Raw genomic sequence first — 20,751 nt, 5'->3', positions numbered from 1 at the left:
GGGGTGGGGCGTCCGATCGGGACCAATCTAGTTTTGTGTCTGCGGATGGTCGTTGCGGAAACCGGGTTCCGGCCATGCCTGAAGGGACGGCCCATGCTGGATAAGAATAGCCGGATCGCGCTCGATGCTGCGATCGTCGACGAGGCGATCATTTCGCGCCGGTCCGTGCGCGCATTTTTGCCAGACATGGTCGATGATGAGACGATCCGCGCCATCCTGACGGTGGCGGCGCGGGCGCCGTCCGGCACCAACATGCAGCCCTGGCGGGTCTATGTGACCAAAGGGGAGGTGAAGCAGCGCATCAGCGACGCCATCCTCAATTCGGGCATTCGCGCCGAGAAGGCGGAATGGGACGAGTACCGCTACTATCCCGACCAGTTCTTCGAGCCCTATCTCAGCCGGCGCCGCGCCAACGGGTTCGGTCTCTACGGCGCCATCGGCATCGGCCGGCGCGAGGTCGACAAGATGCGCGCGCAGCACGATCGCAACTTCATCTTCTTCGACGCGCCGGTCGGCATGATCTTCACGGTCGACCGGCGGCTGAACAAGGGGTCGTGGATCGACTATGGCATGTTCCTGCAGAACATCATGGTCGCGGCGCGGGGCAGGGGGCTGCATACCTGTCCGCAGGCGGCCTTCGCGCCCTATCACCGGCAGATCCGCCCGGTGCTCAATATTCCCGACGAGGAGGTCGTCGTCTGCGGCATGGCGCTGGGCTATGAGGACGACTCGAAGCCCGAGAATGAATTCCGCACCGATCGCGCGCCGCTCGAAGACTGGGTGACGTTCGCGGAATAACCGCCGGCGCGCACCCAGCCCGTTTTGCTAGTCGGTGCTCATATGCGCGCCATGGCCGCTGACATGCGCGCCGTCCCGCGGCGTGAGCCTGAGATAGGCGAGCAGCGCGCAAAGCGTGACCAAGCCTTCGACGATGAACAGGATGCGGTAGTCGTTGACGCTGGCCTGGCCGCCGCCGGCGAGCAGCGAGAGCATCGCCGCCGCCAGACCGACGCTGATCGCCACCGCCAGCTGCCAGAGGATGTAGTAGAGCGCGCTGAAGCGCGAGAGCTGCTCCTGCGCGATGTCCGAGTAGGCGAGATTGCCGGTCGAGGCCCACTGCACTGAACGGAAGAGGCCGAAGACGAAGATGTAGGCAAGCACGATCCAGGTCGGCATGCTTTCCTGCATCAGGGCAAAACCGGCGATCAGCAAGGCGGCTATCGGCGTGTTGGTGACCAGAACGCGCTTGAAGCCGAAGCGGTTCAGGATGCGCGGCATGAAGAAGCGCATCAGCAGCGATCCGATCGCCGCGACGAAGGTCAGCGATCCGGCCTGCACGGCGCTCATGCCGAAGCCGAGCTGGAACATCAGCGGCAACAGGAAGACAACGGAGCTCAGCCCTATCGTGTCGAGCCCGCCGCCGGTGAGAAAGCTGATGCGGAAGGTGCGGATGCGTAAGAGATTGAGGTCGAGCAGCGGATTGCGCGCGCGCAGGCAATAGAAGGCAGCGACTGTGAGGATGGCGATTGCCAGGCCGAGCTCGACGCCGATGATGCCGGCAGCGGCGTCCTTTGCGGCAAGCGAATCCATGCCGAAGACGAGCAGCGCCATGCCGCCGCCGACAAGCAGGAAGCCTGGAAAGTCGAACGGCGTGCGGACCGGCTTGGTGGTCGAGGGAAACAGCGAGGCCGCGAGCAGCGCCGCGGTCAGCGCGATCGGTATGTTGATGTAGAAGATCCAGCGCCAGGAGACGTAAGTCGTCAGCGCGCCGCCGACGAGCGGCCCGACCAGCGGCCCGAACTGGCCGGCGAGCGAAATATACATGTTGATCCTGAGTGTGCGGTCGCGCGGAAAGCTCGACAGGATCACGACCTGGCCGAGCGTGCCCATCAGCGCGCCGCCGAAACCCTGCAGCGCGCGCGAGCCGACCAGCATCCAGATGTTTTCCGACATGCCGCAGAGCGCCGAGGCGCTGGCGAAGACCAGCAGCGCAAAGCAATAGACGTTGCGCAGGCCGAAGCGGTCGGCCAACCAGCCGCCGAGCGGCATCGTGACGATGAGGCTCGCGACATAGACGGTGATCAGAAGGCCGAGCTGGCTCGGCGGGCGAGCGAGACTCTCGCCAATCCCGGGAAGCGCGGTCACAATGACGTTCTGATCGAGGCTGGTCATGAACACGCCGCAGGCGACTGTCGCCGGCAGCAGCATCGATGGCTCGCCCGCCGGGGCAAAGCGGGTCGTGGCTGTCGCCGAAATCTCTGCAGTCATGGGAGGGTATGGTCGAACTGGTTGCTTGACCGGACGCCTGCCCCGACAAGAGCCCGTGATTCCTTATCTATCGTCTTGGCTGGCCCAAGCCTCAAGCAGCAGTAGTGGCCGTCGATAATGCCAGGTCCTAATGCACCTCGTAGCCGACTTCCTCGCTGGCGTGGCACAAGGCCTTCCAGAACGAGCGCGCGAAGGAGCGGAACACATAGATGTCGAACTGGTCGGCGCCGCTGCGCTGGATCTGGGCAAAGACATCATGATGGTTGGTCGAGCGGCCGGCACCGAGCGGGAAGGCCGGCAAGGCGAAGTCGATGGCGAAGAATTTCGCCATCACCCATTCCGCCTTCGGCCCGGCGATGCGGATCGCGGTGCGGCCGTGCGAAAGATCGGTGAGCGTGCCGATGTCCGGCGTGATGACGCCGGCGAATCCCGCCGCAAGGCCCTCGGCCTCGTCGACCACGGTGAATTTTCCCGGCGCGAAGCCGAATGCCGCCTTCCCGCCGTTGCTGACGCCGCCGCCGGCGCCATCCGGCAGGGCAAGGCCCGTCACCTTGTATATGCCGGACATCAGCCGCTTCTCTTCGCCCGGCCATGCCGCGAGCTGCAGGATCGAGCCCGGCCGCGTCTCGGACAGGATGACGTCGACGCCATGTTCGAAATTGCCGTGCGACCCCGGGTGGTAAACGGGCTCAAGCGGAGATTGACGCTCAACCATGCATGCGGCTCCCGTCCGGATCGTAGAAATGGTTGGAGACGATCTCGACCGGCCCGAACCGGTTGCGCAGCGGGTCGGAAACGAAGGCGCGTGTGCCGTGGCGCGCCTTGCCACCCTTGACCAGCGCAAGCGCTATGTATTTGCCGAGCGCCGGCGAATAGCAGCAGGCGGTGATGTGGCCGATCGAATCGTGCGGATTGGCTTCGTCCAGCTCCTCGACGATATGTCCGCCACCGCTGAGCGCGCGGTTGTCGAGAGCGATCACGCCGACCAGTTCCAGCCGGTCCGGGGCGATCAGTCCTTCGCGATCCATCATGGCCGAGCCGATGAAGGGCTTCTTCTTCGACAGCATCCAGTCGAGATGCAGGTCGCGCGCGGTCGTGCGGCCGTCGATCTCGGCGCCGGTGACGTGCCCCTTCTCGATGCGCATGGTGCCCAGCGCCTCGAGCCCGTAGGTGACCAGGCCGAACGGCTTGCCAGCCTCGATGAGAGCTTCCCACACCTGTGTTCCATAACCGGCGCCGGAATAGACCTCAAAAGCCATTTCACCGGAGAAGGACAGACGGCAGATCATCACCGGCACGCCGGCGATCTCGCCGCGGACGATGCCCATGAAGGGAAGGGCGGCGTTGTCGACGGCCGTGCCCTTCACGCAGGCGGCGAGGATCGCCCTGGCCTTCGGTCCGCCGATCGCGGCGCCCGCCCATTCGTCGGTGACGGAGGTGACGGTGACCTTCAGCTCCGGCCAGATGACGTCGAGGAAATATTCCAGATGCTGCATCACCTTGCCGGCATTGGCGGTGGTCGTGGTCATCAGGAAGTCCTGCTCCCCGAGCCGCCAGGTGGTGCCGTCGTCGAAGGCGAGCCCATCCTCGCGCAGCATCAGGCCGTAGCGGGCCTTGCCGACGGCCAAAGTGGAAAACATGTTGGTGTAGACGCGGTCGAGGAACTCCGCCGCGTCCGGCCCCTGCACGGCGATCTTGCCGAGCGTCGAGACATCGACGATGCCGGCGCTCTCGCGCGTCGCCTTGGCCTCGCGCACATAGGCCTGCTCGACCGTCTCGCCGGCGAGGCCGTAGATCATCGGGCGATACCAGAGACCGGCCGAATACATGGTCGCGCCGTTGGCGATGTGCCAGTCATGCATCGGCGTCAACCGCTCCGGCTTCAGATCGCCGAAGCGCTCGGCCGCCAGTGAGCCGATCGAGACCGCCGTATAGGGCGGACGGAAGCGCGTCGTGCCGACCTCCGGGATCGGCTTGCCGAGCGCCTCGGCCATGATCGCGAGGCCCGGCACGTTGGAGTTCTTGCCCTGGTCGGTCGCCATGCCCAGCGTGGTGTAACGCTTCAGATGCTCGACCGAGACGAAGCCCTCGCGATGCGCGAGCCGCACATCCTCGGCGGTCACGTCGTGCTGGAAATCGACGAAGCTCTTGCCTTTGGCCTTGATCTCGAAGACCGGCGCCGGATCGGGATCGCCCGGGACCGCTTCGACGACGGGGAGCGGCGCGGATGACGCAGTTCCGCCGGCGGCCTGAAGGCCGGCGGCGCGGCCCTCGGCGATCGCTTCGGCGGTCGAGAAGCTGCCGGTGAAAGCGCCGGCACCGATCCAGCGCTGCGTCGGCTGCGGCGGCAGGAAGGCCTGCCTGGCCGGATCCCACGCAGCTCTCGCACCTGCCTGGCTGGCGAGATGGATGGTTGGCGACCAGCCGCCCGACATAACCAGGCAGTCGGCATGAATGCTGCGCTCATCGCCGCTCAGCGCGCCGCTCATCAGGTCGAAACGCTGCACCTTGAGACCGGTGAGCGCCTTGCCGCCTTCGGTCGCGACGACTGCGTGGCCGGCAAGCAGCTCGGCTTCGGCCTCGCTCGCCACCCTGCTCATTTCGTTCGAGATGTCGGTGCGGACATCGACGATGGCGACGACAGCGGCGCCGGCCTTTTTTAGCGCAGCGGCCGAGCGATAGGCGCTGTCATTGTTGGTGAACAACGCGATCCGTTCGCCAGGCAGCACGCCATATTCATTGGCATAGCGCTCGGCCGCATGCGCAAGCATCACGCCCGGACGGTCGTTGCCGGGAAACACCAGCGGGCGCTCGAAGGAGCCGGTGGCGAGAACCACCGTCTTGGCGCGGATCGCCCAATAACGCTGGCGCGGCTCGCCCTTGGCCGGCACTTCCTTGTGGTCAGTCACCCGTTCGAGCGCGGCCAAAGTGTTGCCGTCGTAATAGCCCCACACCGTCGTGCGCGGCAGCAGGCGGACATTGTCATTGCCTTCGAGCTGGCCGACGATGCGCCCCGCCCACTCGGCGGCCGGCGCGCCGTCAATCGTCTCGCCCGACCAGTTGGCCGAGCCGCCGAACTTTGCTTCGAGGTCGGCCAGGATCACGCGCGCGCCCTGCTCGGCAGCTGCCTTCGCCGCCATCAGGCCGGCCGGGCCGGAACCGACGACCAGCACGTCGCAGAAGGCGTTCATGCGCTCATAGCGCGCCGGGTCGGGCGCGGTTCCGGCCTTGCCGAGGCCGGCGGCGCGGCGGATGAAATGCTCGCAGAACATCCAGAAGCGGGTGCCCTTCAGCGGACCGATCACCGGTCCCATAAAGGTCTTGTAGTAGAAACCGGCCTGCAGGATCTTGCCGCCGAGCTGGTTGAGCGCGCCGATATCCCAGGCGAGCGAGGGCGAACGGTTCTGGCTGACGGCGACAAGCCCGTCATAGATCTCGACCATGGTGGCGGGGATGTTCGGCTCGCGCACCTCACCGCGCAGCACCGTCACCAGCGCGTTCGGTTCCTCGACGCCAGCGGCGAGCACGCCGCGCGGTCGGTGGTATTTGAACGAGCGGCCGAACAGCGTCGCGCCATTGGCAAGCAGCGCCGAAGCCAGTGTGTCGCCGGCATGGCCTGTATAGGGCGCGCCGTCGAAGGTGAAACGGATGGTGCGCAGCCGGTCGACGCGGCCGCCGGTCTCGGTACGACGCGGACTCACTGGCTGCCTCCCGCCTTGTGGCCGGCGGATTTGTGTCCGCCGCGGGCGAAGGCCGTGCTCAGGATTTCATGGGTTACGGTGTTGCGCACGACCCTGAGATGCGCGCGGCAGCCGCCCGAGTGCTGCCAGATTTCGTTGTGGTCGCCGGCCGGGTTCAGCCGGTCGTAGACATAGGCGTTCCAGGCGTCGAGATCCTGCGAGGCGGGCTGCGGCCGCTGGCGGTTGCCGTCGCCCTGGTAGGTGAACTCAACGACGTCGCGCGGGCCGCAATAGGGACAAGTGATCAGCATACGATTTTCAAACCCTAATGCAGCCGCGGCGTCGCGCCCTGGCCTTTGTCGTCGATGATCAGGCCGCGATAGAAACGGTCGAGCGTGAAGGGCGCGTTAAACTCATGCGGCTCGTCCTTGGCGATCGTCCAGGCGAAGCACCAGCCCGACGCGGGCGTTGCCTTGAAGCCGCCATAGCACCAGCCGCAATTGAGATACATGCCGGGCAGCGGGCCGGTGGTGATGATCGGCGAACCGTCCATCGTCATGTCGCAAAGCCCGCCCCAGGAACGCAGCATGCGCACCCGCGCCAGGCCCGGGAACAGCGCCAGCATCTCGCTCATCACCTCGTCGACGACCGGCAGGCTGCCGCGCTGGGCATAGCTGTTGTAACCGTCGAGGTCGCCGCCATAGACGAGGCCGCCCTTGTCGGATTGCGAGATGTAGAAATGGCCCATGCCGAAGGTGAGGACGGTGTCGATGATCGGCTTCAACGATTCCGTGACGAAGGCCTGCAGGACGTGGCTTTCGATCGGCATATGCGAAATGCCGGCAAGCTGCATGACATGACCGGTGCTGCCGGCAACGGCAAGCGCCACTTTCTTGGCGCGGATATCGCCGCGCGTCGTCGTCACGCCGATGATCTGGTCGCCGTCGCGCAGGAAGCCGGTGACCTCGCAATTCTCGATGATGTCGACGCCGCGCCGGTCGGCGCCGCGCGCATAGCCCCAGGCGACAGCGTCGTGCCGGGCAGTGCCGGCGCGCGGCTGCATCAGTCCACCGAGGACCGGAAAACGCGCCGAGCCCGAGACGTCCAGCGCCGGCACAAGGCGCTTGATCTCACTGACGCTCATCAGCTCGGCGTCGACGCCGAGATGGCGCATGGCATTGCCGCGCCGCGCATAGTCGTCGAGCTGGGCCGGCGTGTGCGCGAGGTTGAGGCAGCCGCGCTGCGAGAACATGACGTTGTAGTTGAGGTCGTGCGACAGGTTCTCCCACAGCTTCATCGAATGCTCGTAGAAGCGGGTGTTCTGCGGCAAAAGGTAGTTTGAGCGCACCGCCGTCGTGTTGCGGCCGACATTGCCCGAGCCCAGCCAGCCTTTCTCCAGCACCGCGACATTGGTGATGCCGTGTTCCTTGGCGAGGTAGTAGGCGGTCGAGAGCCCATGGCCGCCGCCGCCGATGACGATCACGTCATAGGACGCCTTGGGGTCCGGCTTGCGCCAGGCCGGTTTCCAGTCCTGGTTGCCGGTCAGCGCGTTCCTGAGCAGCGAAAAGGCTGAGTATTCCGCCATTCTTCCTGTCGTCCTTTTGGGTGCGAGGCGGCAGACTATAGAGCAGGCGAGAAGCGCAAAGCCAAGATTGCGCCATCGCTTTTCGACTGGCCGACTTCGATCCGCGTCTCCGGCCCGCGGATGGAGACGGCTTGCCGCCTGATATGCCGGTCTTTATCAAAGGGCGGAATTTTCGAAGATCTTTCGGCAGCGAGTCGCCCGTCACGTCATGATTTTCCGACTGCTACGCCTGATCCTGGTCGCCATTGTCGCCGTCGCGGCGCAGCCGTCGTCCGGCGCGATGGCGCAGGCAATCGGCCAGGGCTCCGCGCAGCTCGTCGCCGACCAGACCAAGGCCATCCAGGACCTGACGGCCAAGACCGACGGCCTGGAGAAGAAGGTAGGCGCCCCCGACCAGGACGATGCCGGCCTTGTCGATATCCGCCTGCAGCTCGAGGATATTTCGCGCGCCGCGCTGAACAGCGCGCTCGCGTTCCGTCCGCGCCTCAACGACATCAACGCTCGCATCGCGGTATTGGGGCCGCCACCGGCACAGGGGCAGCCGCCGGAACCTGCCATCGTCGCCAATGAGCGCGCGGCGCTGACGGCCGAGAAGGCCGAAATCAATGCCGTGGTCGCCAGCGCGCAGAACCTCTCGATCCGCATCAGCGGGCTGGTCGACAAGATCGCTATCCAGCGCAGCGAGCTGTTCCGCAGCGTTCTGACGAAGCGCTACGAATTGACCGATGCGCTGAGCCCGCAGGCCTTTTCCGACGCGCACGACCAGTTCACCGGTCTCTACAAGGCGATAACGTCCTGGCTCACCTTCGCGTGGAAGTTCAAGTTCCAAGCCATGCTTGCGGCGACGCTGATGGCGCTGGCGCTGGCCGCCTTGCTGCTGATCGGCGGCAGGCGCCTGTTCGGCCGCATCTTCGAGGCCGATCCTTCGGTCGAAGAGCCGTCCTACCTTAGCCGGCTTTCGGTGGCGTTCTGGTCGACGCTGCTGCCGACGGTGGCGCTCGGCGCGTTCCTCGCCTCGACGGTGTTCTTCTTCAACTACTACAACGTGCTGCGCGGCGACATCGGCGAATTCCTCAACGCGCTGCTCTCAGTCGTCGCGGTGGTGTTCTGCGTCAACCGGCTGACCAATGCGGCACTCGAGCCGCGGCTGCCGAACTGGCGGCTCATTCCAGTCGCAACCGGGCCGGCGCGTTGGCTGGTGCGGCTGGCCACCGCCATGGCCGTGGTTCTCGGCTTCAACTACTTCCTGTCGGTCGTCAACGAGAAGATGGGTTCGCCGCTGTCGCTGACGATCGCCAGGAGCTTCGTTGCCACCGTCATTGTGGGCGTCATCCTGATCCTGATGGGCCTGCTGAGGCCTTTCAAGGCGCGTGACGGGTCCTGGCGCCCCTGGCCGGCCTGGCTTCGCTTCATCGCCATCGGGCTCGGCCTGCTCACCATCGCCGCGGCACTGCTCGGCTATATCGGTCTTGCGCTTTTTGTCTCGATCCAGGTCGTGGTCACCGGCACCACGCTCGTCACCGCCTATATCGGCTTCCTGTCGGCGCGGGCGATCGGCGAGGAGGGCGGCTTCGCCGATACCTCGGTCGGGCGCTGGCTGTCGACTAATTCCAGCTACGAGGACACCGCGCTCGACCAGCTCGGCCTGGTGGTCAGCATAGCCATCAACCTGATGATCGTGCTGGTGTTCCTGCCGCTGATCCTCTTGATGTGGGGCTTCCAGCCCGGCGATATCGAAGCCTGGGCCTTCAAGCTGGCGACAGGCGTCACGATCGGTTCGGTGACGATTTCCGTCCTCGGCATCCTGACCGGCATCGTCGTCTTCGTCATCGGCTATTTCCTGACGCGCTGGTTCCAGGGCTGGCTCGACGGCTCGGTGATGGCGCGTGGCAAGGTCGATACCGGCGTGCGCAACTCGATCCGGCTGGCGGTGGGCTATGCCGGCGTCGCGCTTGCGGGGCTCGTCGGCATATCGGCGGCGGGCATCGATCTTTCCAATCTGGCGCTGGTGGCCGGCGCGCTTTCGCTGGGTATTGGCTTCGGCTTGCAGAACGTGGTCTCGAACTTCGTCTCAGGCCTGATCCTGCTTGCCGAGCGACCGTTCAAGGTCGGCGACTGGATCGTCGCCGGCGACATCAGCGGCACGGTCAGGAAGATCAGCGTGCGCGCCACCGAGATCGAGACGTTTCAGCGGCAGTCGGTGATCCTGCCGAACTCGAACCTCATCAACAACGCGGTCGGCAACTGGACGCACCGCAACAAGCTTGGCCGCGTCGACATCAAGGTGGGCGTCGCCTATGGCAGCGACGTCAAGCGCGTCCACGCCATCCTGCTCGGCATTGCCCGCGCCCATCCGATGGTGCTCAAGAACCCCGAACCCTTTGTGCTCTTTGCCAATTTCGGGGCGGCCGCGCTCGAATTCGAAATCCGCGTCTTCGTGGCCGACGTGTTGAACGGCAGCATCGTTCAGAACGACGTCCGCTTCGCGATCTTCGATATCTTCGAGGACGAGCATATCGAAATCCCGTCGACGCCGCGCGCCGTGGTCGAGACGAAGAAGCACGAGTCGTGGCCGATCGACGACGACAAGATCGAAGCCGAGTTCGCCGAACGCGAGCGGCTGGAAGCCGAGGCCGCGGCCGAGCAGGCGCGTTTGGCTAAAACGAAGAGGAGAGGCCGCAAGCCCGATCCGGGCTAGAGCGGTTCACCGTTTCACGGAAACGGCGAACCGCTCTATCTCTTTGTTTTTACGCAATTCCAGACGGAAAACCGTTACACACTTTTCCTGGAATTGCTCTAGGCTTTCGCCGTTAGCGTGGACGGAACTAGTGCCGACAAGGCCGCGCGAAGCTCCGTCTTGCCGTATCGTATTTCGCCAACACCCTGTTCCGCGTCGATCTGGCCGGCATTGTGGACATCGAATAAGTCTGCGACGAGTTGGGCGTAGCTCGCACTCATGCCGCCGGCGACCAGCATGGAGATCCAGTCCTGCCGCGGCATTTCACGTGCCACGATTTCGCGGCCGGCGATCTTGCTGAGCGCATCGGCCACGTCGACGGCGCTGTAGCGGCGCGGTCCCTCGGCGTGGACAATGCGCATTGCGTCGTTGCGATCCGCGAGAAGCAGATCCGCCGCGATCAGGCCGACATCTCCTGCCGAGACCGTCGGAAAGGTTTTGGAGACGGGATGATGCAGGCTGGCAAGAACCCCGGTCTGCAACGCCCGTCCGGTTCCGCGGCCCCAATTCTGCATGTGCTCGGCGGAGCGCAGGAAGGTCAGTGCCGCGGCGAGCTTCTTAAGTTCCGATTCCAGATGATGGAAGGTGAGCGTGATGCCGGTGCCGGTCGGCAGCTGAGCACCGTAGTCCGAGATTGCCAGGATGCGCGCCGGACGGGTTTGCCGAAGCGCCTCGGTAATTGCGCCGATCGTCGCTTCCATTTCTGCCGATGCATTTTCCGCCTGAACGAGTGTAGGGCAGATCACCTGCACCGCCGAAGCGTCTTTTGTTGCCTCGACAAGCGCCGGCATATCCCTGAGGTCGGCCACGGCTATGTCGCAACCACAAGCACGAAGCTCCTGAGCCTTCGAGGGATTGCGAACAACTGCCCTTACCGGGAGCCCGTTTTGGCGAAGCACACCGACCGTCGCTCGTCCAATTTTCCCCGTGGCGCCTAGAATCACGAACATCTTCATTCTCCTGTCTATGTCGGAGCGCTGGATGCCAGATGTACGACGGCGCGTCGCCCCGATAAGGACGGCGAAGCGCACAAAAGGACAGTCACATGGAAGGCCCGGCTATCGCTGCAGACGAAGCAGCGCCGCTGGCGTGATTCCCAGCACGCGTTTCATGCTGCGAGCCATATGGCTTTGATGGGCGAAGCCGGCCTCCAGCGCGATCTGGCTGAGCGGCATCTCATTCTGGTCGAGCAGCAACCGGGCGCGCTCGACCCGTCGATGGATGACATATTGATGGGCCGGCACTCCGAAGCTGCGGCGAAACAGAGCCTTCAGATGCGACACGCTGATGGCCGCAACCTGCGCCAGATCATCCAGGGCAAGATCCTGATCGAGGTTGGCTTCGATGAAGTCCTGCAGCCGCCGCTTCTGGCTGGACGACAGCATTTGCCCTGTCGGGATCCTTTGCGACGCCCCGTGAACCAGCTGCACGGCGAGCGCCCTGGCCAGGCTTTGGACATAGAGCCGGTCCGACGGCAACTCTGGGTGCAGTCCGCTCGCCAGCGCCCATGCGATATGTTCGATCCTGGGGTCACGGCGTTGAAACTGCGGCTCGACGACGATCCGGTCCGGATCGATTTCGAGATCGCAGGCGGTTTGCCGAACCAGTGCCGGATTGACCCACAAGCGCAGGATGGTGCAGTCGGCGTCGTCTTCCCAGTCGCCGTCCAGCCCCGCCGGAACGATGTCTATGTCTCCGTGCGACTGGACCCGCCGATGCCGCTTCCCGTCGCAGCGGCAGAAGGCGTTGACGGATGGCCCGACATGGATGCCCAGCCTGTGGTAGGGCGAAGCCGGCACGTGGGTCAGGCCCGCGGCGATCTTCCGGTGCTCAACTTCCACACCGATCGTTTCCAGCCAGCTACCGGCCATCGTCTTCGCCTCGTGCTTATGCATCCTTTCGCATCATATCGGCTTGATCGACAAAATTGACAGGGTGGTCAGGCGGCCGAAACCAATTGTGGCATGAATGCGGCATTCAGTTGCGGTTCAGGTTACATCTCATATAAGCTCTTACGCAAAGGGCGAGAATGCCTTGCGAAATTGAACAGAGGCGGTGTGGAAACACCGGAATTGCAATGTGGAAGTCTGTCGTTACCGCCATCGCTTTCCTGGCCCTGGGCGGTTCGGCTTTTGCCGCCAGCGCGGTCAACAAGGACGCCCAGACGCGGACGTTGATCGTGACCGAAGGCGGCGGCAAGACCGAGCTGGCGCTGGCCGCCGGCGAGACGGTGGAATTCTGCCCGAACGGCTGCTTTGTCACCCTGCCCAACGGTGACCTCGAAGCGCTGACCGGTTCGGAGACGGTCGAGATCTCGGGCGGCATTGCCCGTATCAAGTAGGCGCTCCATAAGCACGATCGGCAAAGGCCGGGCGAATGTCCGGCCTTTTATCGTTTCCGGTAGCCGCCGCTTAACGATGCCTCCGGAAATACCGTCTTTACAGCGCGTTGCAACCGGGCGTTTTAACGTTCGCTCCGCCATCTCCCGTTATATCCGTCGCGAGGGCGCCGAAACACGGCGCGGGGTGAGCAGGGCAGGGCAACAATGGACGCGCGGTCGGACAGGAACGCAATTCCGCTTGCGGTCGACCTCGACGGCACGCTGATTGCAACGGACCTTCTATGGGAAGGCCTGTTCATCCTGCTCAAGAAGAACCCGCTCTATCTCTTTCTGGTGCCGCTCTGGTTGGCCAGCGGCTCGGCGCGGCTGAAGCTGGAAATCGCCAAGCGCGTCGATATCGATCCGGCATCGCTGCCTTACCGGTCTGAATTGCTCGAGCGGCTTCGCACCGAGCACGGGGAAGGCCGCAAGATCGTGCTGGCAACGGGCACGCCGCGCAAATTCGCCGAGGCGATCGCGGCGCATCTCGGCATCTTCGATCGCGTGCTGGCGACGGACGGATCGCACAATCTGACTTCGGCCAGGAAGCGCGCCTCGCTGGTCGCCGCCTATGGCGATGGCGGCTTCGACTATGCCGGCAACAGCCGGCACGATCTCAAAGTCTTCGACGGCGCGCGCAACGCCATCGTCGTGGCGCCGGACCGCGGCGCCCAGCGCTGGCAGGCGGCGCATGGCGCCGAGACGATGCCGGCGCCGAAGCCGACGCTGAAGACCTACATCAAGATGCTGAGGGTCCATCAGTGGCTGAAGAATTCGCTGATCGCGGTACCGATGGTGCTGTCGCACGAGTATTTCAACGTCGGCATGATCTGGCAGTGCGTTCTGGCTTTCGCTTCCTTCAGCGCCGTCGCCTCCGCCATCTACATCGTCAACGACTTCTTCGACCTCGCGCTCGACCGTAAGCATCCGACCAAGCGCCACCGGCCTTTCGCCAGCGGGGTGCTGTCGATTCCGTTCGGCCTCGGCGCCATCGCCGTGCTGCTCGCGATCGGTATCGCCATCGGCTGCCTGCTGCCGATCGAGTTCCTCGGCGCGCTCGGCGGCTACATGGTCGTGACCACCGCCTATTCGCTGTCTTTCAAGCGCATGCTGCTGATCGACGTGCTGACGCTGGCCGGCCTCTACACGATCCGCGTGCTGGCCGGCGCGGCTGCTACCGGCGTCGACGTCTCCTTCTGGCTGCTCGCCTTCTCGATCTTCTTCTTCCTCTCGCTTGCATTGGTGAAGCGTTTCGTCGAACTGCGCACGACCGCCATCCCGGTCGGCGAGCGCATCGCCGGCCGCGGCTACCGCACCGAGGACCAGGAGATCGTCGCCCAGGCGGGCATGGCCTCGGCCTTCTCCTCGGCGCTGGTGCTGGCGCTCTACATGGACAGCGTCGCGGTGCGCGAGCTCTATCCGCATCCATGGGTGATGTGGCCCCTGGCGCCGATCGTGCTTTATCTCACCATGCGCGTCTGGATACTCGCCCGCCGCGACGAGATGCATGACGACCCGGTCGTCTTCATCATCCGCGACTGGCGCAGCCAGATCGTGGTCGCCATCGGCGCGGTGCTTCTGGTCGCGGGGGGCTGGGGTTGGTGAGTGCGGGCGGCGAACGCTTCGGCAGCTTCGGACTGGCGACGCCCGCGGCACGCCGGGCCATCCCGGCCGACGATGCCATCACGCTGTTGAAGAGCGGCGCGGCCGAGCCAGGCTCGCTCATCGGCTACGGCAATGGCCGCTCCTATGGCGACAGCTGCCAGAACGACGCCGGCATGGTCGTCGACATGCGGCCGCAAAACCGCATCCGCTCTTTCAACGCCGAGACAGGCGTGCTCGAAGCCGATGCCGGGACGCTGCTTTGCGACCTCATCGCCCATGCCGCGCCTTACGGCTTCTTTCCTGCCGTGGTTCCGGGCACGCAGTTCGTCACGCTCGGCGGCGCCATCGCCAACGATGTCCACGGCAAGAACCACCACCGGCGCGGCACATTTGGCTGTCATGTCGAATCCGTGATCCTGCTGCGGTCCGACGGCCGGACCTATCGCTGCTCCGACACCGACAACGCCCATCTGTTCAGGGCGACGATTGGCGGCATGGGGCTGACCGGACTAATCCTCTCGGCGTCGATCCGGCTGATGCGCGTGCCCTCGCTCGACATCATCGAGAAGGCGACGCGGTTCCGCGATCTCGGCGAGTTCTTCGATTTGGCCGACGCAGCCGACCAGGCCAATGAATATGCCGTCGCCTGGATCGATCAGCTTGCCGGCGGCCACGGCCGCGGGCGGGGCCTTTTGTTCACCGGCAATCATGCCGAGCACGGCTCGCATGCCGCCGCGCGTGCAGGCAGCCGGCTCTCTGTGCCCGTGCGTCCGCCCTTCAACGTGCTCAACCGGCCGTTCCTGACCGTCTTCAACGCCGCCTATCGGTGGAAGAAGGGCCGCTCGTCCGATGCGCGCCGGGCGGGCTACCAGGGCTTCTTCTTTCCGCTCGACGGCGTTCGCGACTGGAACAGGCTCTACGGACCGCGCGGGCTTTTCCAGCATCAGAGCGTCGTGCCTGAGGCCGTCGCGCGGCGCGCCGTGCCGGCGCTGCTCGAAGCGGCACGGCGGGCAGGCCAAGGCTCGTTCCTGACGGTGCTGAAGCGGTTTGGCGATGTCCGTTCGCCGGCGCTGCTGTCGTTCCCACGGCCGGGCTACACGCTGACACTCGATTTCCCCAACAGGGGCGAAAGGACGCTGAGGCTTCTCGCCGAGCTCGACCGCATCACGGTCGAGGCCGGCGGGGCCGTCAATCCCTACAAGGATGCGCGCATGGGGCCTGAAACCTTCGCGGCGTCCTTCCCGGAATGGCAGCGGCTGCAGGCGCTTCGCGACCCGGCCTTCCTATCGAGTTTCTGGGCGCGGACAGCGAAAAAGCTGGAGGTTCGGCGAGGTGCCGCAGTGGCTGCGGAATAGATCAAATTTGAGTAAAGATTGGTAAGCGAAACATTAAGATCAGGATTTACTCAAAATAAACATGTGATTTCACGAAATATTTGTTGGTTTGCAGTAGGACCGCTCAAGGGCGGGGTGGCAACAATGAAATACATCGTCTTCATTCTCTTCACGGTCATGACCAATGCCGCTGCGCAGCTCATGCTGAAGCAGGGCATGATGTCGATGGGGCCGATCTCGTTCGAGGGCGTCAATCCGCTCGTCAAGCTGCTACAGATCGTGTTCAGCCCGTGGGTCTTCCTCGGCCTGTGCACCTTCGTCATCTCGATGGCCTCGCATCTCTACGTGCTGTCGAAGGTCGAGCTCAGCTTCGCCTATCCGTTCCTCAGCCTCGCCTATGTCGCGGTCGCCGTCTTTGCCTATTTCGTCTTCCGCGAGGACCTCAATGGCTGGCGCATCGCCGGCATCGCCTTCATCTGCGTCGGCACCGTGCTGATTGCGCAGAGTGGCCGCGGGCATCAGGACCAGACCGCTTCCATCACCTCCGACAAGATCGGCACAAACGAGATCGTTCGATGAGACATGTGATTTTCGGCGGCGACGGTTTCGTCGGCCGTCACCTTGCCCCCAAGCTTGCCGCGGACGGCGAGAACGTCGTCGTCGCCGACATCGTCAAGAGCGACCTGCCGCACTATCGTTCGGTGCGCTTCATCACTTGTGACGTGACCGATCCGGCCTCGGTCGCGGCAGTGGGTCTCAGGGCCGACGACATGGTCTACAACCTGTCGGCCAAGATGCTGTCGCCGATCCAGGTGCGCGCCAAGCGGCACGACTTCTTCTTCCCGGTGAATTTCCACGGCACCGAACACATCATCCAGGCGATGGACAAGGCCGGTGCCTCGAAGCTGGTCCATTACACGACCGACATGATCTACGGCCATACCGTGGTGCTGCCGATGACCGAGGATCATCCGGTGGCGCCGCTCGGCGAATATGGCCTGTCGAAGCTCAAGACCGAGGAGCTTGCCGCCGAATGGCGCAAGCGCGGCATGTCGATCTCGCTGTTCCGGCCGCGCCTGATCATCGGGCCCGGCCGCCTCGGCATCCTGGAAAAGCTATTCAAGCTGATCGACTGGAACCTGCCGGTGCCGATGATCGGCTCGGGCCGGAACCCCTACCAGTTCATCTCGGTGTTCGATTGCGCGGAAGCCGCCCGCGCGGCCTGGAAAGCCGGCGTGCCGAACGAGGCCTATAATCTCGGCTCGCTTAATCCGCCGCCGGTCAGAAAACTGCTCGGCGACCTGATCCGCCATGCCGGCTCCAGGTCGATCCTGCTGCCGACGCCGGGCTGGGCGGTCAAGCGCACGCTCGACCTGCTCGACCTCCTCAACATGCCGATCATGGATCCGGAGCAGTATCTGATCGCCGACGAGGAATGCGTGCTCGACGTGTCCAAGGCAGAGCGCCAACTCGGCTGGGTGCCGCAATACCGCGACGAGGACATGCTGATCGCCGCCTACAGCGAATACCGCGCCAAGAAGGACGGCCACGCCGTCGCCGCCAAACACGTTCCCGCCGAATAAAGGCGGCGAAGGGGAGATTTCGAGATGACCGTCATGGCCAAGCCGGAACACACGGGCACGCGCGCGCTGGTCGAGGCGCCGGCGCTGTCGCCCGCAGCAATCGCCAAGCCCGACCTGATCAGCGTCGAGCAGGCCAAGGCGATGGATGTCGCCCGCATCACCGACCTGTTCAAGGCGCACCTCAACCCGGGCCAGTTGCATTTCATGAAGCTGCTCGGCTTCCACAAGGTCAAGATCGAGCGCGCCGAGGGGATGTTCTATATCGACCAGAACGGCCGCAAGATCCTCGATTTCTTCGGCGGTTTCGGCTCGCTGGCCTTCGGCCACAACCATCCGCGCATCCTCGATGCGCGCAAGAAATTCCAGGAGGAGAAGCGCCAGGAGATCGCCATCGCCTTCATGTCGCAATACGCGGCAGCCCTTGCGCACAACATCGCCAAGTGCTCGCCCGGCGACCTCGACATGGTGTTCCTCGGCTCGTCCGGTTCCGAAGCCATGGAAGCGGCGGTGAAGCTCGCCGAGCGCGCCGCGGGCCCGAAGCGGCCGAAGGTCGTCTATGCGGAGAATTCCTTCCACGGCAAGACCAAGGGTGTGCTGGCGATCACCGACGGCCAGCTCTACCGCGCCGAGTTCAAGGTGGCCGACAATGCTGTGCGCGTGCCCTTCGCCGACATCGACGCCGTCGAGCATTTGTTCAAATGCGATCCGGAGATCGGTGTCATTGTGTTGGAGACCATCCAGGGCGGCGGCGGCATCATCCAGGCGCCCGCGGAATATTGGCAGAAGCTGCGCGCGCTTTGCGACCGGTACGGCGTGCTGTGGGTCGCCGACGAGGTGCAGTGCGGCTATGGCCGCTCCGGCCGCTTCTACGCTTTCGAGCACCACGGCGTCGTGCCGGACGTGACGGCGCTGGCAAAATCGCTCGGCGGCGGCAAGGCGGCGGTCGGCGCCATGATCGCCAAGCGCGACGTCTACATGAAGGCGTATGGCACGCCGAAGACGGCGATGATCCATGCCATGGCGACGTTCGGCGGCATGGGCGAAGCGTGCGTCACGGCGATCGAGGCGCTGAACGTGCTCTATGACGAGGGCCTGATCGACAATGCGGCTTCGACCGGCGATTACCTTCTGCAGCGGCTGCAGGCGCTGAAGGCTAAATATCCGAAGATCATCAAGGACGTGCGCGGCAAGGGCTTCATGGTCGGGCTCGAGTTCCGCGATTTCTCGCAGACCCTGCCGATGGTGCTGCGTCCGGTGGTGAGCGTGCTCGATGACAAGCTGAAGGGCTCGCTGTCGGGCTTCGTCGGCTCGCTGCTGCTGCGCGACTATGACGTGCTCGTCGCCTTCACCGAATACAATCGCAACGTCATCCGGCTCGAGCCGCCGCTGATCTGCCAGCGCGAGCATGTCGACCGCTTCGTCGATGCCTTCGACAGCCTGTTGTCGCGCGGCATCGTGACGATCGTGAAGGATTTCGCGAAAAGCCAGGTCCGCTGAGGGCAGACGATGCTGACCAGGCCGCCCATTGCCCCGCCCAATGCACTGGAACGGTTGACCGGCGCCGGTCTTGCCTGGGGCGAGGGGGCGTATGCGAAATGGGCCGCGCCGATCGGCGCGGCGGCCTTCTCGCTCTACATCCTGCTCACCGCCGTGACGGCCTGGTTCATGCCCGACGCCAACTGGGACATGTTGCCTTATCTGGCGATCGCCGAGGAAGGCACCTATCCCGATCCGCAGGCGCTGCATCACTATGCCTACAGCACCGCCAAGGAAGGCGTGTCGGCGGGCGACTACAAGACGCTGACCGACGATGGCGGCGGCTTCCGCAGCCACATGGCGGAGAATGCCGCCGACTTCCATTCGCTGCTCGGCATGTATCGGATCAAGTTCCTCTACGCCGAGATCCTGTCCAGCCTCAGTCATGTCGTCTCGCCGGTCGAGGCGATGCGGCTGGTGCAGGTGTTTTCGGTGCTCTTGTTCGGTACCGTCACGCTCACCTGGCTGCGGGCGGAAGGTGCGCTGGCGCTGGCGCCGGTCGCCGGCACCATCCTGATCATGGCCGATTTCGGCGATGCCGCGCGAGCCTCGACGCCTGACCTCCTCTGCTCGGCGCTGTTCCTCGGCGGGCTGTTCGCCTATGTCCGCAAACGCGAGGTCGCGACGGCGGTCCTGCTTTTCCTCGCCTTCATGGCGCGGCCGGATAACATCGTCTTCCTCGCCATCTTCGCCGTGCTGCTCGTCGCGTTCCGCCAGAAGGCATGGGGCGCGCTGGCCGGTTTCGCTGCCTCCTTCGTCGCCTATTTCGCCATCTCGCACTGGGCGCAGCATCCCGGCTGGTGGCCGCATCTGTGGTTCTCCAGCGTCGAGCAGCACTACAACATGGACGGTTTCGAACCGCCGTTCTCCGTGGCGGCCTATCTCAAGGCCTTTGCCGCTTCGGTGGTGCGCGCCATCGACGTCGACAGCTGGGTCGGCGTCTCGGTGCTGGCACTGGCAGGCTGGTACGGGCTCGACCGCGCCGGCTTCCGGCTCGAGCGCCGCGCCGGCATCCTGCTTGCGGCATTGGTGCTCGGCGTGCTCGCCAAGTTCACGGTCTTCCCGATCCATGACACCCGCATCTATTTCCCCAACCTTCTGCCGCCCTTCCTGCTGCTGGCCGCGCCGCTGATGGCGTTGTGGGCATCGGCGAGCCAGGGTGGGCAGCGCGCCGCGCCACCGGCCATTCCTGGAGACAGGTCATGAACTCGGTTTCCGGCCTCGCGCGCGTTCTGTTGTCGCTCGGTCTGCCCGCCGGCCTGCTCGATCGCGGGCCCGCGCTGCGCGGCACGAAGTTCCTCGCCAAGGCGGCGCTCAAGGCGCGCTTCGGTGGTGGCCGGCCGTTCCAGATGGTCAATGTCGGCGCCTGCGACGGCGCGCTGTTCGACGATGTGACGCCGTGGCTGCATCGCATCAGGGGTGCTCGGGCGATGCTTGTCGAGCCGATCCCCTACAACCAGAAGCGGCTGCGCGCCAACTATCCGGACACTGGCCGCTTCGTCATCGAGCCTGTGGCGGTGACCAGGACAAAGGGCACCATCACCGTCCATACGTTCGATGCCGCAGCGCTGGAGGCCGGCACGCTGCCGATCGAGTTCATCGGCTGCTCGTCGGTGACCGACACCAATCTTATGTCTGGCAAGAACGCCTGGGGCGAGGCGGATGCCAACTTCAACAAGTTCGCGCCGCATCTGAAGGACATCGAGGTGCCGTCGGAGACGTTGCAGACGCTGCTCGACCGCAACGCCATCGGGTATATCGACGCCTTCCTGGTAGACTGCGAGGGCGCGGACTGGATAGTGTTCGACCAGCTCGACCTCCAGCGCTACCGCCCCGGCATGATCAAGATCGAGGTCGGCGCGCTGCCGGCGGCCGAGATCGGCCAGGTCGTGGTCAAGCTCAAGACCGCCCGCTACCAGGTCGGCTTCCAGGCCGAGGACATCTGGGCCTTCGCCTGAGCGAGCCCTTCAGTGTCGGAATACTCTTTTCTTGTTTGTTTCAGAATACTATCCGTGGGATCGATGACGGACGTTAGCAAGGCCA

The 20,751-nt window shown here is 64.5% G+C and carries 17 protein-coding genes; 10 read left to right on the top strand and 7 right to left on the bottom strand.

The genetic code is table 11. From position 1 onward, the window contains the following. Positions 1-93 precede the first annotated feature (93 nt). Positions 94-798: a nitroreductase gene (locus RFN30_RS27150; RefSeq protein WP_320265136.1), complete on the top strand. Its 705-nt coding sequence runs from the start codon at positions 94-96 to the stop codon at positions 796-798. A gap of 27 nt (positions 799-825) precedes the next feature. Here the strand turns inward: RFN30_RS27150 and RFN30_RS27145 are convergent, their stop codons facing one another. From RFN30_RS27145 to RFN30_RS27125, 5 genes are all read right to left on the bottom strand, one after another. After that, positions 826-2,268 (bottom strand): MFS transporter, encoded by a 1,443-nt coding sequence (locus tag RFN30_RS27145; protein ID WP_320265135.1) that lies wholly within the window; start codon positions 2,266-2,268, stop codon positions 826-828. A gap of 127 nt (positions 2,269-2,395) precedes the next feature. Further along, on the bottom strand, positions 2,396-2,983 hold the full coding sequence (gene soxG / locus RFN30_RS27140) for a sarcosine oxidase subunit gamma family protein (RefSeq protein ID WP_320265134.1): 588 nt from the start codon (positions 2,981-2,983) through the stop codon (positions 2,396-2,398). Further along, positions 2,976-5,969, bottom strand: a complete 2,994-nt coding sequence (locus RFN30_RS27135; protein WP_320265133.1) for a sarcosine oxidase subunit alpha — start codon at positions 5,967-5,969, stop codon at positions 2,976-2,978. Before RFN30_RS27135 ends, soxG begins: the two co-directional genes overlap by 8 nt. Next, on the bottom strand, positions 5,966-6,259 hold the full coding sequence (locus tag RFN30_RS27130) for a sarcosine oxidase subunit delta (RefSeq protein WP_320265132.1): 294 nt from the start codon (positions 6,257-6,259) through the stop codon (positions 5,966-5,968). Before RFN30_RS27130 ends, RFN30_RS27135 begins: the two co-directional genes overlap by 4 nt. Before the next feature lie 14 nt (positions 6,260-6,273). Next, positions 6,274-7,533, bottom strand: coding sequence for a sarcosine oxidase subunit beta (locus tag RFN30_RS27125; RefSeq protein WP_320265131.1), 1,260 nt, complete (start codon positions 7,531-7,533; stop codon positions 6,274-6,276). A 208-nt stretch (positions 7,534-7,741) separates the two neighbouring features. Between RFN30_RS27125 and RFN30_RS27120 the strand changes: the two genes are divergently transcribed. Further along, positions 7,742-10,231, top strand: coding sequence for a mechanosensitive ion channel family protein (locus RFN30_RS27120; protein WP_320265130.1), 2,490 nt, complete (start codon positions 7,742-7,744; stop codon positions 10,229-10,231). Positions 10,232-10,329: 98 nt separating this feature from the next. On the opposite strand, the gene RFN30_RS27115 is transcribed toward RFN30_RS27120, so the two are convergent. Both RFN30_RS27115 and RFN30_RS27110 read right to left on the bottom strand, forming a co-directional pair. Further along, complete coding sequence (locus RFN30_RS27115; RefSeq protein ID WP_430699089.1) at positions 10,330-11,220, bottom strand: NAD(P)H-binding protein; 891 nt, start codon at positions 11,218-11,220, stop codon at positions 10,330-10,332. Positions 11,221-11,328: 108 nt separating this feature from the next. After that, a complete protein-coding gene (locus RFN30_RS27110) occupies positions 11,329-12,165 on the bottom strand; it encodes an AraC family transcriptional regulator (protein ID WP_320265128.1) in 837 nt (278 codons plus the stop codon). 182 nt (positions 12,166-12,347) lie between these two features. Here RFN30_RS27110 and RFN30_RS27105 point away from each other — a divergent pair, with 182 nt between their 5' ends. The 8 genes from RFN30_RS27105 to RFN30_RS27070 all read left to right on the top strand — a co-directional run bounded on the left by RFN30_RS27105 (position 12,348) and on the right by RFN30_RS27070 (position 20,666). Continuing rightward, a complete protein-coding gene (locus tag RFN30_RS27105; protein WP_127428268.1) occupies positions 12,348-12,611 on the top strand; it encodes a hypothetical protein in 264 nt (87 codons plus the stop codon). Between the two features lie 204 nt (positions 12,612-12,815). Next, positions 12,816-14,255 (top strand): UbiA family prenyltransferase, encoded by a 1,440-nt coding sequence (locus RFN30_RS27100; protein ID WP_320265127.1) that lies wholly within the window; start codon positions 12,816-12,818, stop codon positions 14,253-14,255. After that, on the top strand, positions 14,252-15,610 hold the full coding sequence (locus RFN30_RS27095; protein WP_320265126.1) for an FAD-binding oxidoreductase: 1,359 nt from the start codon (positions 14,252-14,254) through the stop codon (positions 15,608-15,610). The genes RFN30_RS27100 and RFN30_RS27095 overlap by 4 nt, the downstream gene beginning before the upstream one ends. 123 nt (positions 15,611-15,733) lie before the next feature. Then, on the top strand, positions 15,734-16,168 hold the full coding sequence (locus RFN30_RS27090; RefSeq protein ID WP_320265125.1) for an EamA family transporter: 435 nt from the start codon (positions 15,734-15,736) through the stop codon (positions 16,166-16,168). Next, positions 16,165-17,172: an NAD-dependent epimerase/dehydratase family protein gene (locus RFN30_RS27085; protein WP_320265124.1), complete on the top strand. Its 1,008-nt coding sequence runs from the start codon at positions 16,165-16,167 to the stop codon at positions 17,170-17,172. The genes RFN30_RS27090 and RFN30_RS27085 overlap by 4 nt, the downstream gene beginning before the upstream one ends. A gap of 24 nt (positions 17,173-17,196) precedes the next feature. Continuing rightward, positions 17,197-18,669 (top strand): aspartate aminotransferase family protein, encoded by a 1,473-nt coding sequence (locus RFN30_RS27080; RefSeq protein WP_320265123.1) that lies wholly within the window; start codon positions 17,197-17,199, stop codon positions 18,667-18,669. Between the two features lie 9 nt (positions 18,670-18,678). Beyond that, positions 18,679-19,914: a hypothetical protein gene (locus RFN30_RS27075; RefSeq protein ID WP_320265122.1), complete on the top strand. Its 1,236-nt coding sequence runs from the start codon at positions 18,679-18,681 to the stop codon at positions 19,912-19,914. Then, a complete protein-coding gene (locus RFN30_RS27070) occupies positions 19,911-20,666 on the top strand; it encodes an FkbM family methyltransferase (RefSeq protein WP_320265121.1) in 756 nt (251 codons plus the stop codon). Before RFN30_RS27075 ends, RFN30_RS27070 begins: the two co-directional genes overlap by 4 nt. Positions 20,667-20,751: the final 85 nt, after the last annotated feature.

Source organism: Mesorhizobium dulcispinae (assembly GCF_033977345.1).
GTDB classification, from domain to species: Bacteria; Pseudomonadota; Alphaproteobacteria; order Rhizobiales; family Rhizobiaceae; genus Mesorhizobium; species Mesorhizobium dulcispinae.
The sequence above is the reverse complement of the archived record's forward strand: the minus strand, read 5'-3'. Positions and strand labels throughout refer to the sequence as shown.

Coding starts and splice junctions, on each gene's coding strand:
- soxG (WP_320265134.1), bottom strand. CDS start 2,983: ATGGTTGAGCGTCAATCTCCGCTTGAGCCCGTTTACCACCCGGGGTCG.
- RFN30_RS27150 (WP_320265136.1), top strand. CDS start 94: ATGCTGGATAAGAATAGCCGGATCGCGCTCGATGCTGCGATCGTCGAC.
- RFN30_RS27130 (WP_320265132.1), bottom strand. CDS start 6,259: ATGCTGATCACTTGTCCCTATTGCGGCCCGCGCGACGTCGTTGAGTTC.
- RFN30_RS27145 (WP_320265135.1), bottom strand. CDS start 2,268: ATGACTGCAGAGATTTCGGCGACAGCCACGACCCGCTTTGCCCCGGCG.
- RFN30_RS27075 (WP_320265122.1), top strand. CDS start 18,679: ATGCTGACCAGGCCGCCCATTGCCCCGCCCAATGCACTGGAACGGTTG.
- RFN30_RS27120 (WP_320265130.1), top strand. CDS start 7,742: ATGATTTTCCGACTGCTACGCCTGATCCTGGTCGCCATTGTCGCCGTC.
- RFN30_RS27070 (WP_320265121.1), top strand. CDS start 19,911: ATGAACTCGGTTTCCGGCCTCGCGCGCGTTCTGTTGTCGCTCGGTCTG.
- RFN30_RS27100 (WP_320265127.1), top strand. CDS start 12,816: ATGGACGCGCGGTCGGACAGGAACGCAATTCCGCTTGCGGTCGACCTC.
- RFN30_RS27085 (WP_320265124.1), top strand. CDS start 16,165: ATGAGACATGTGATTTTCGGCGGCGACGGTTTCGTCGGCCGTCACCTT.
- RFN30_RS27110 (WP_320265128.1), bottom strand. CDS start 12,165: ATGCATAAGCACGAGGCGAAGACGATGGCCGGTAGCTGGCTGGAAACG.
- RFN30_RS27125 (WP_320265131.1), bottom strand. CDS start 7,533: ATGGCGGAATACTCAGCCTTTTCGCTGCTCAGGAACGCGCTGACCGGC.
- RFN30_RS27105 (WP_127428268.1), top strand. CDS start 12,348: ATGTGGAAGTCTGTCGTTACCGCCATCGCTTTCCTGGCCCTGGGCGGT.
- RFN30_RS27080 (WP_320265123.1), top strand. CDS start 17,197: ATGACCGTCATGGCCAAGCCGGAACACACGGGCACGCGCGCGCTGGTC.
- RFN30_RS27090 (WP_320265125.1), top strand. CDS start 15,734: ATGAAATACATCGTCTTCATTCTCTTCACGGTCATGACCAATGCCGCT.
- RFN30_RS27115 (WP_430699089.1), bottom strand. CDS start 11,220: ATGTTCGTGATTCTAGGCGCCACGGGGAAAATTGGACGAGCGACGGTC.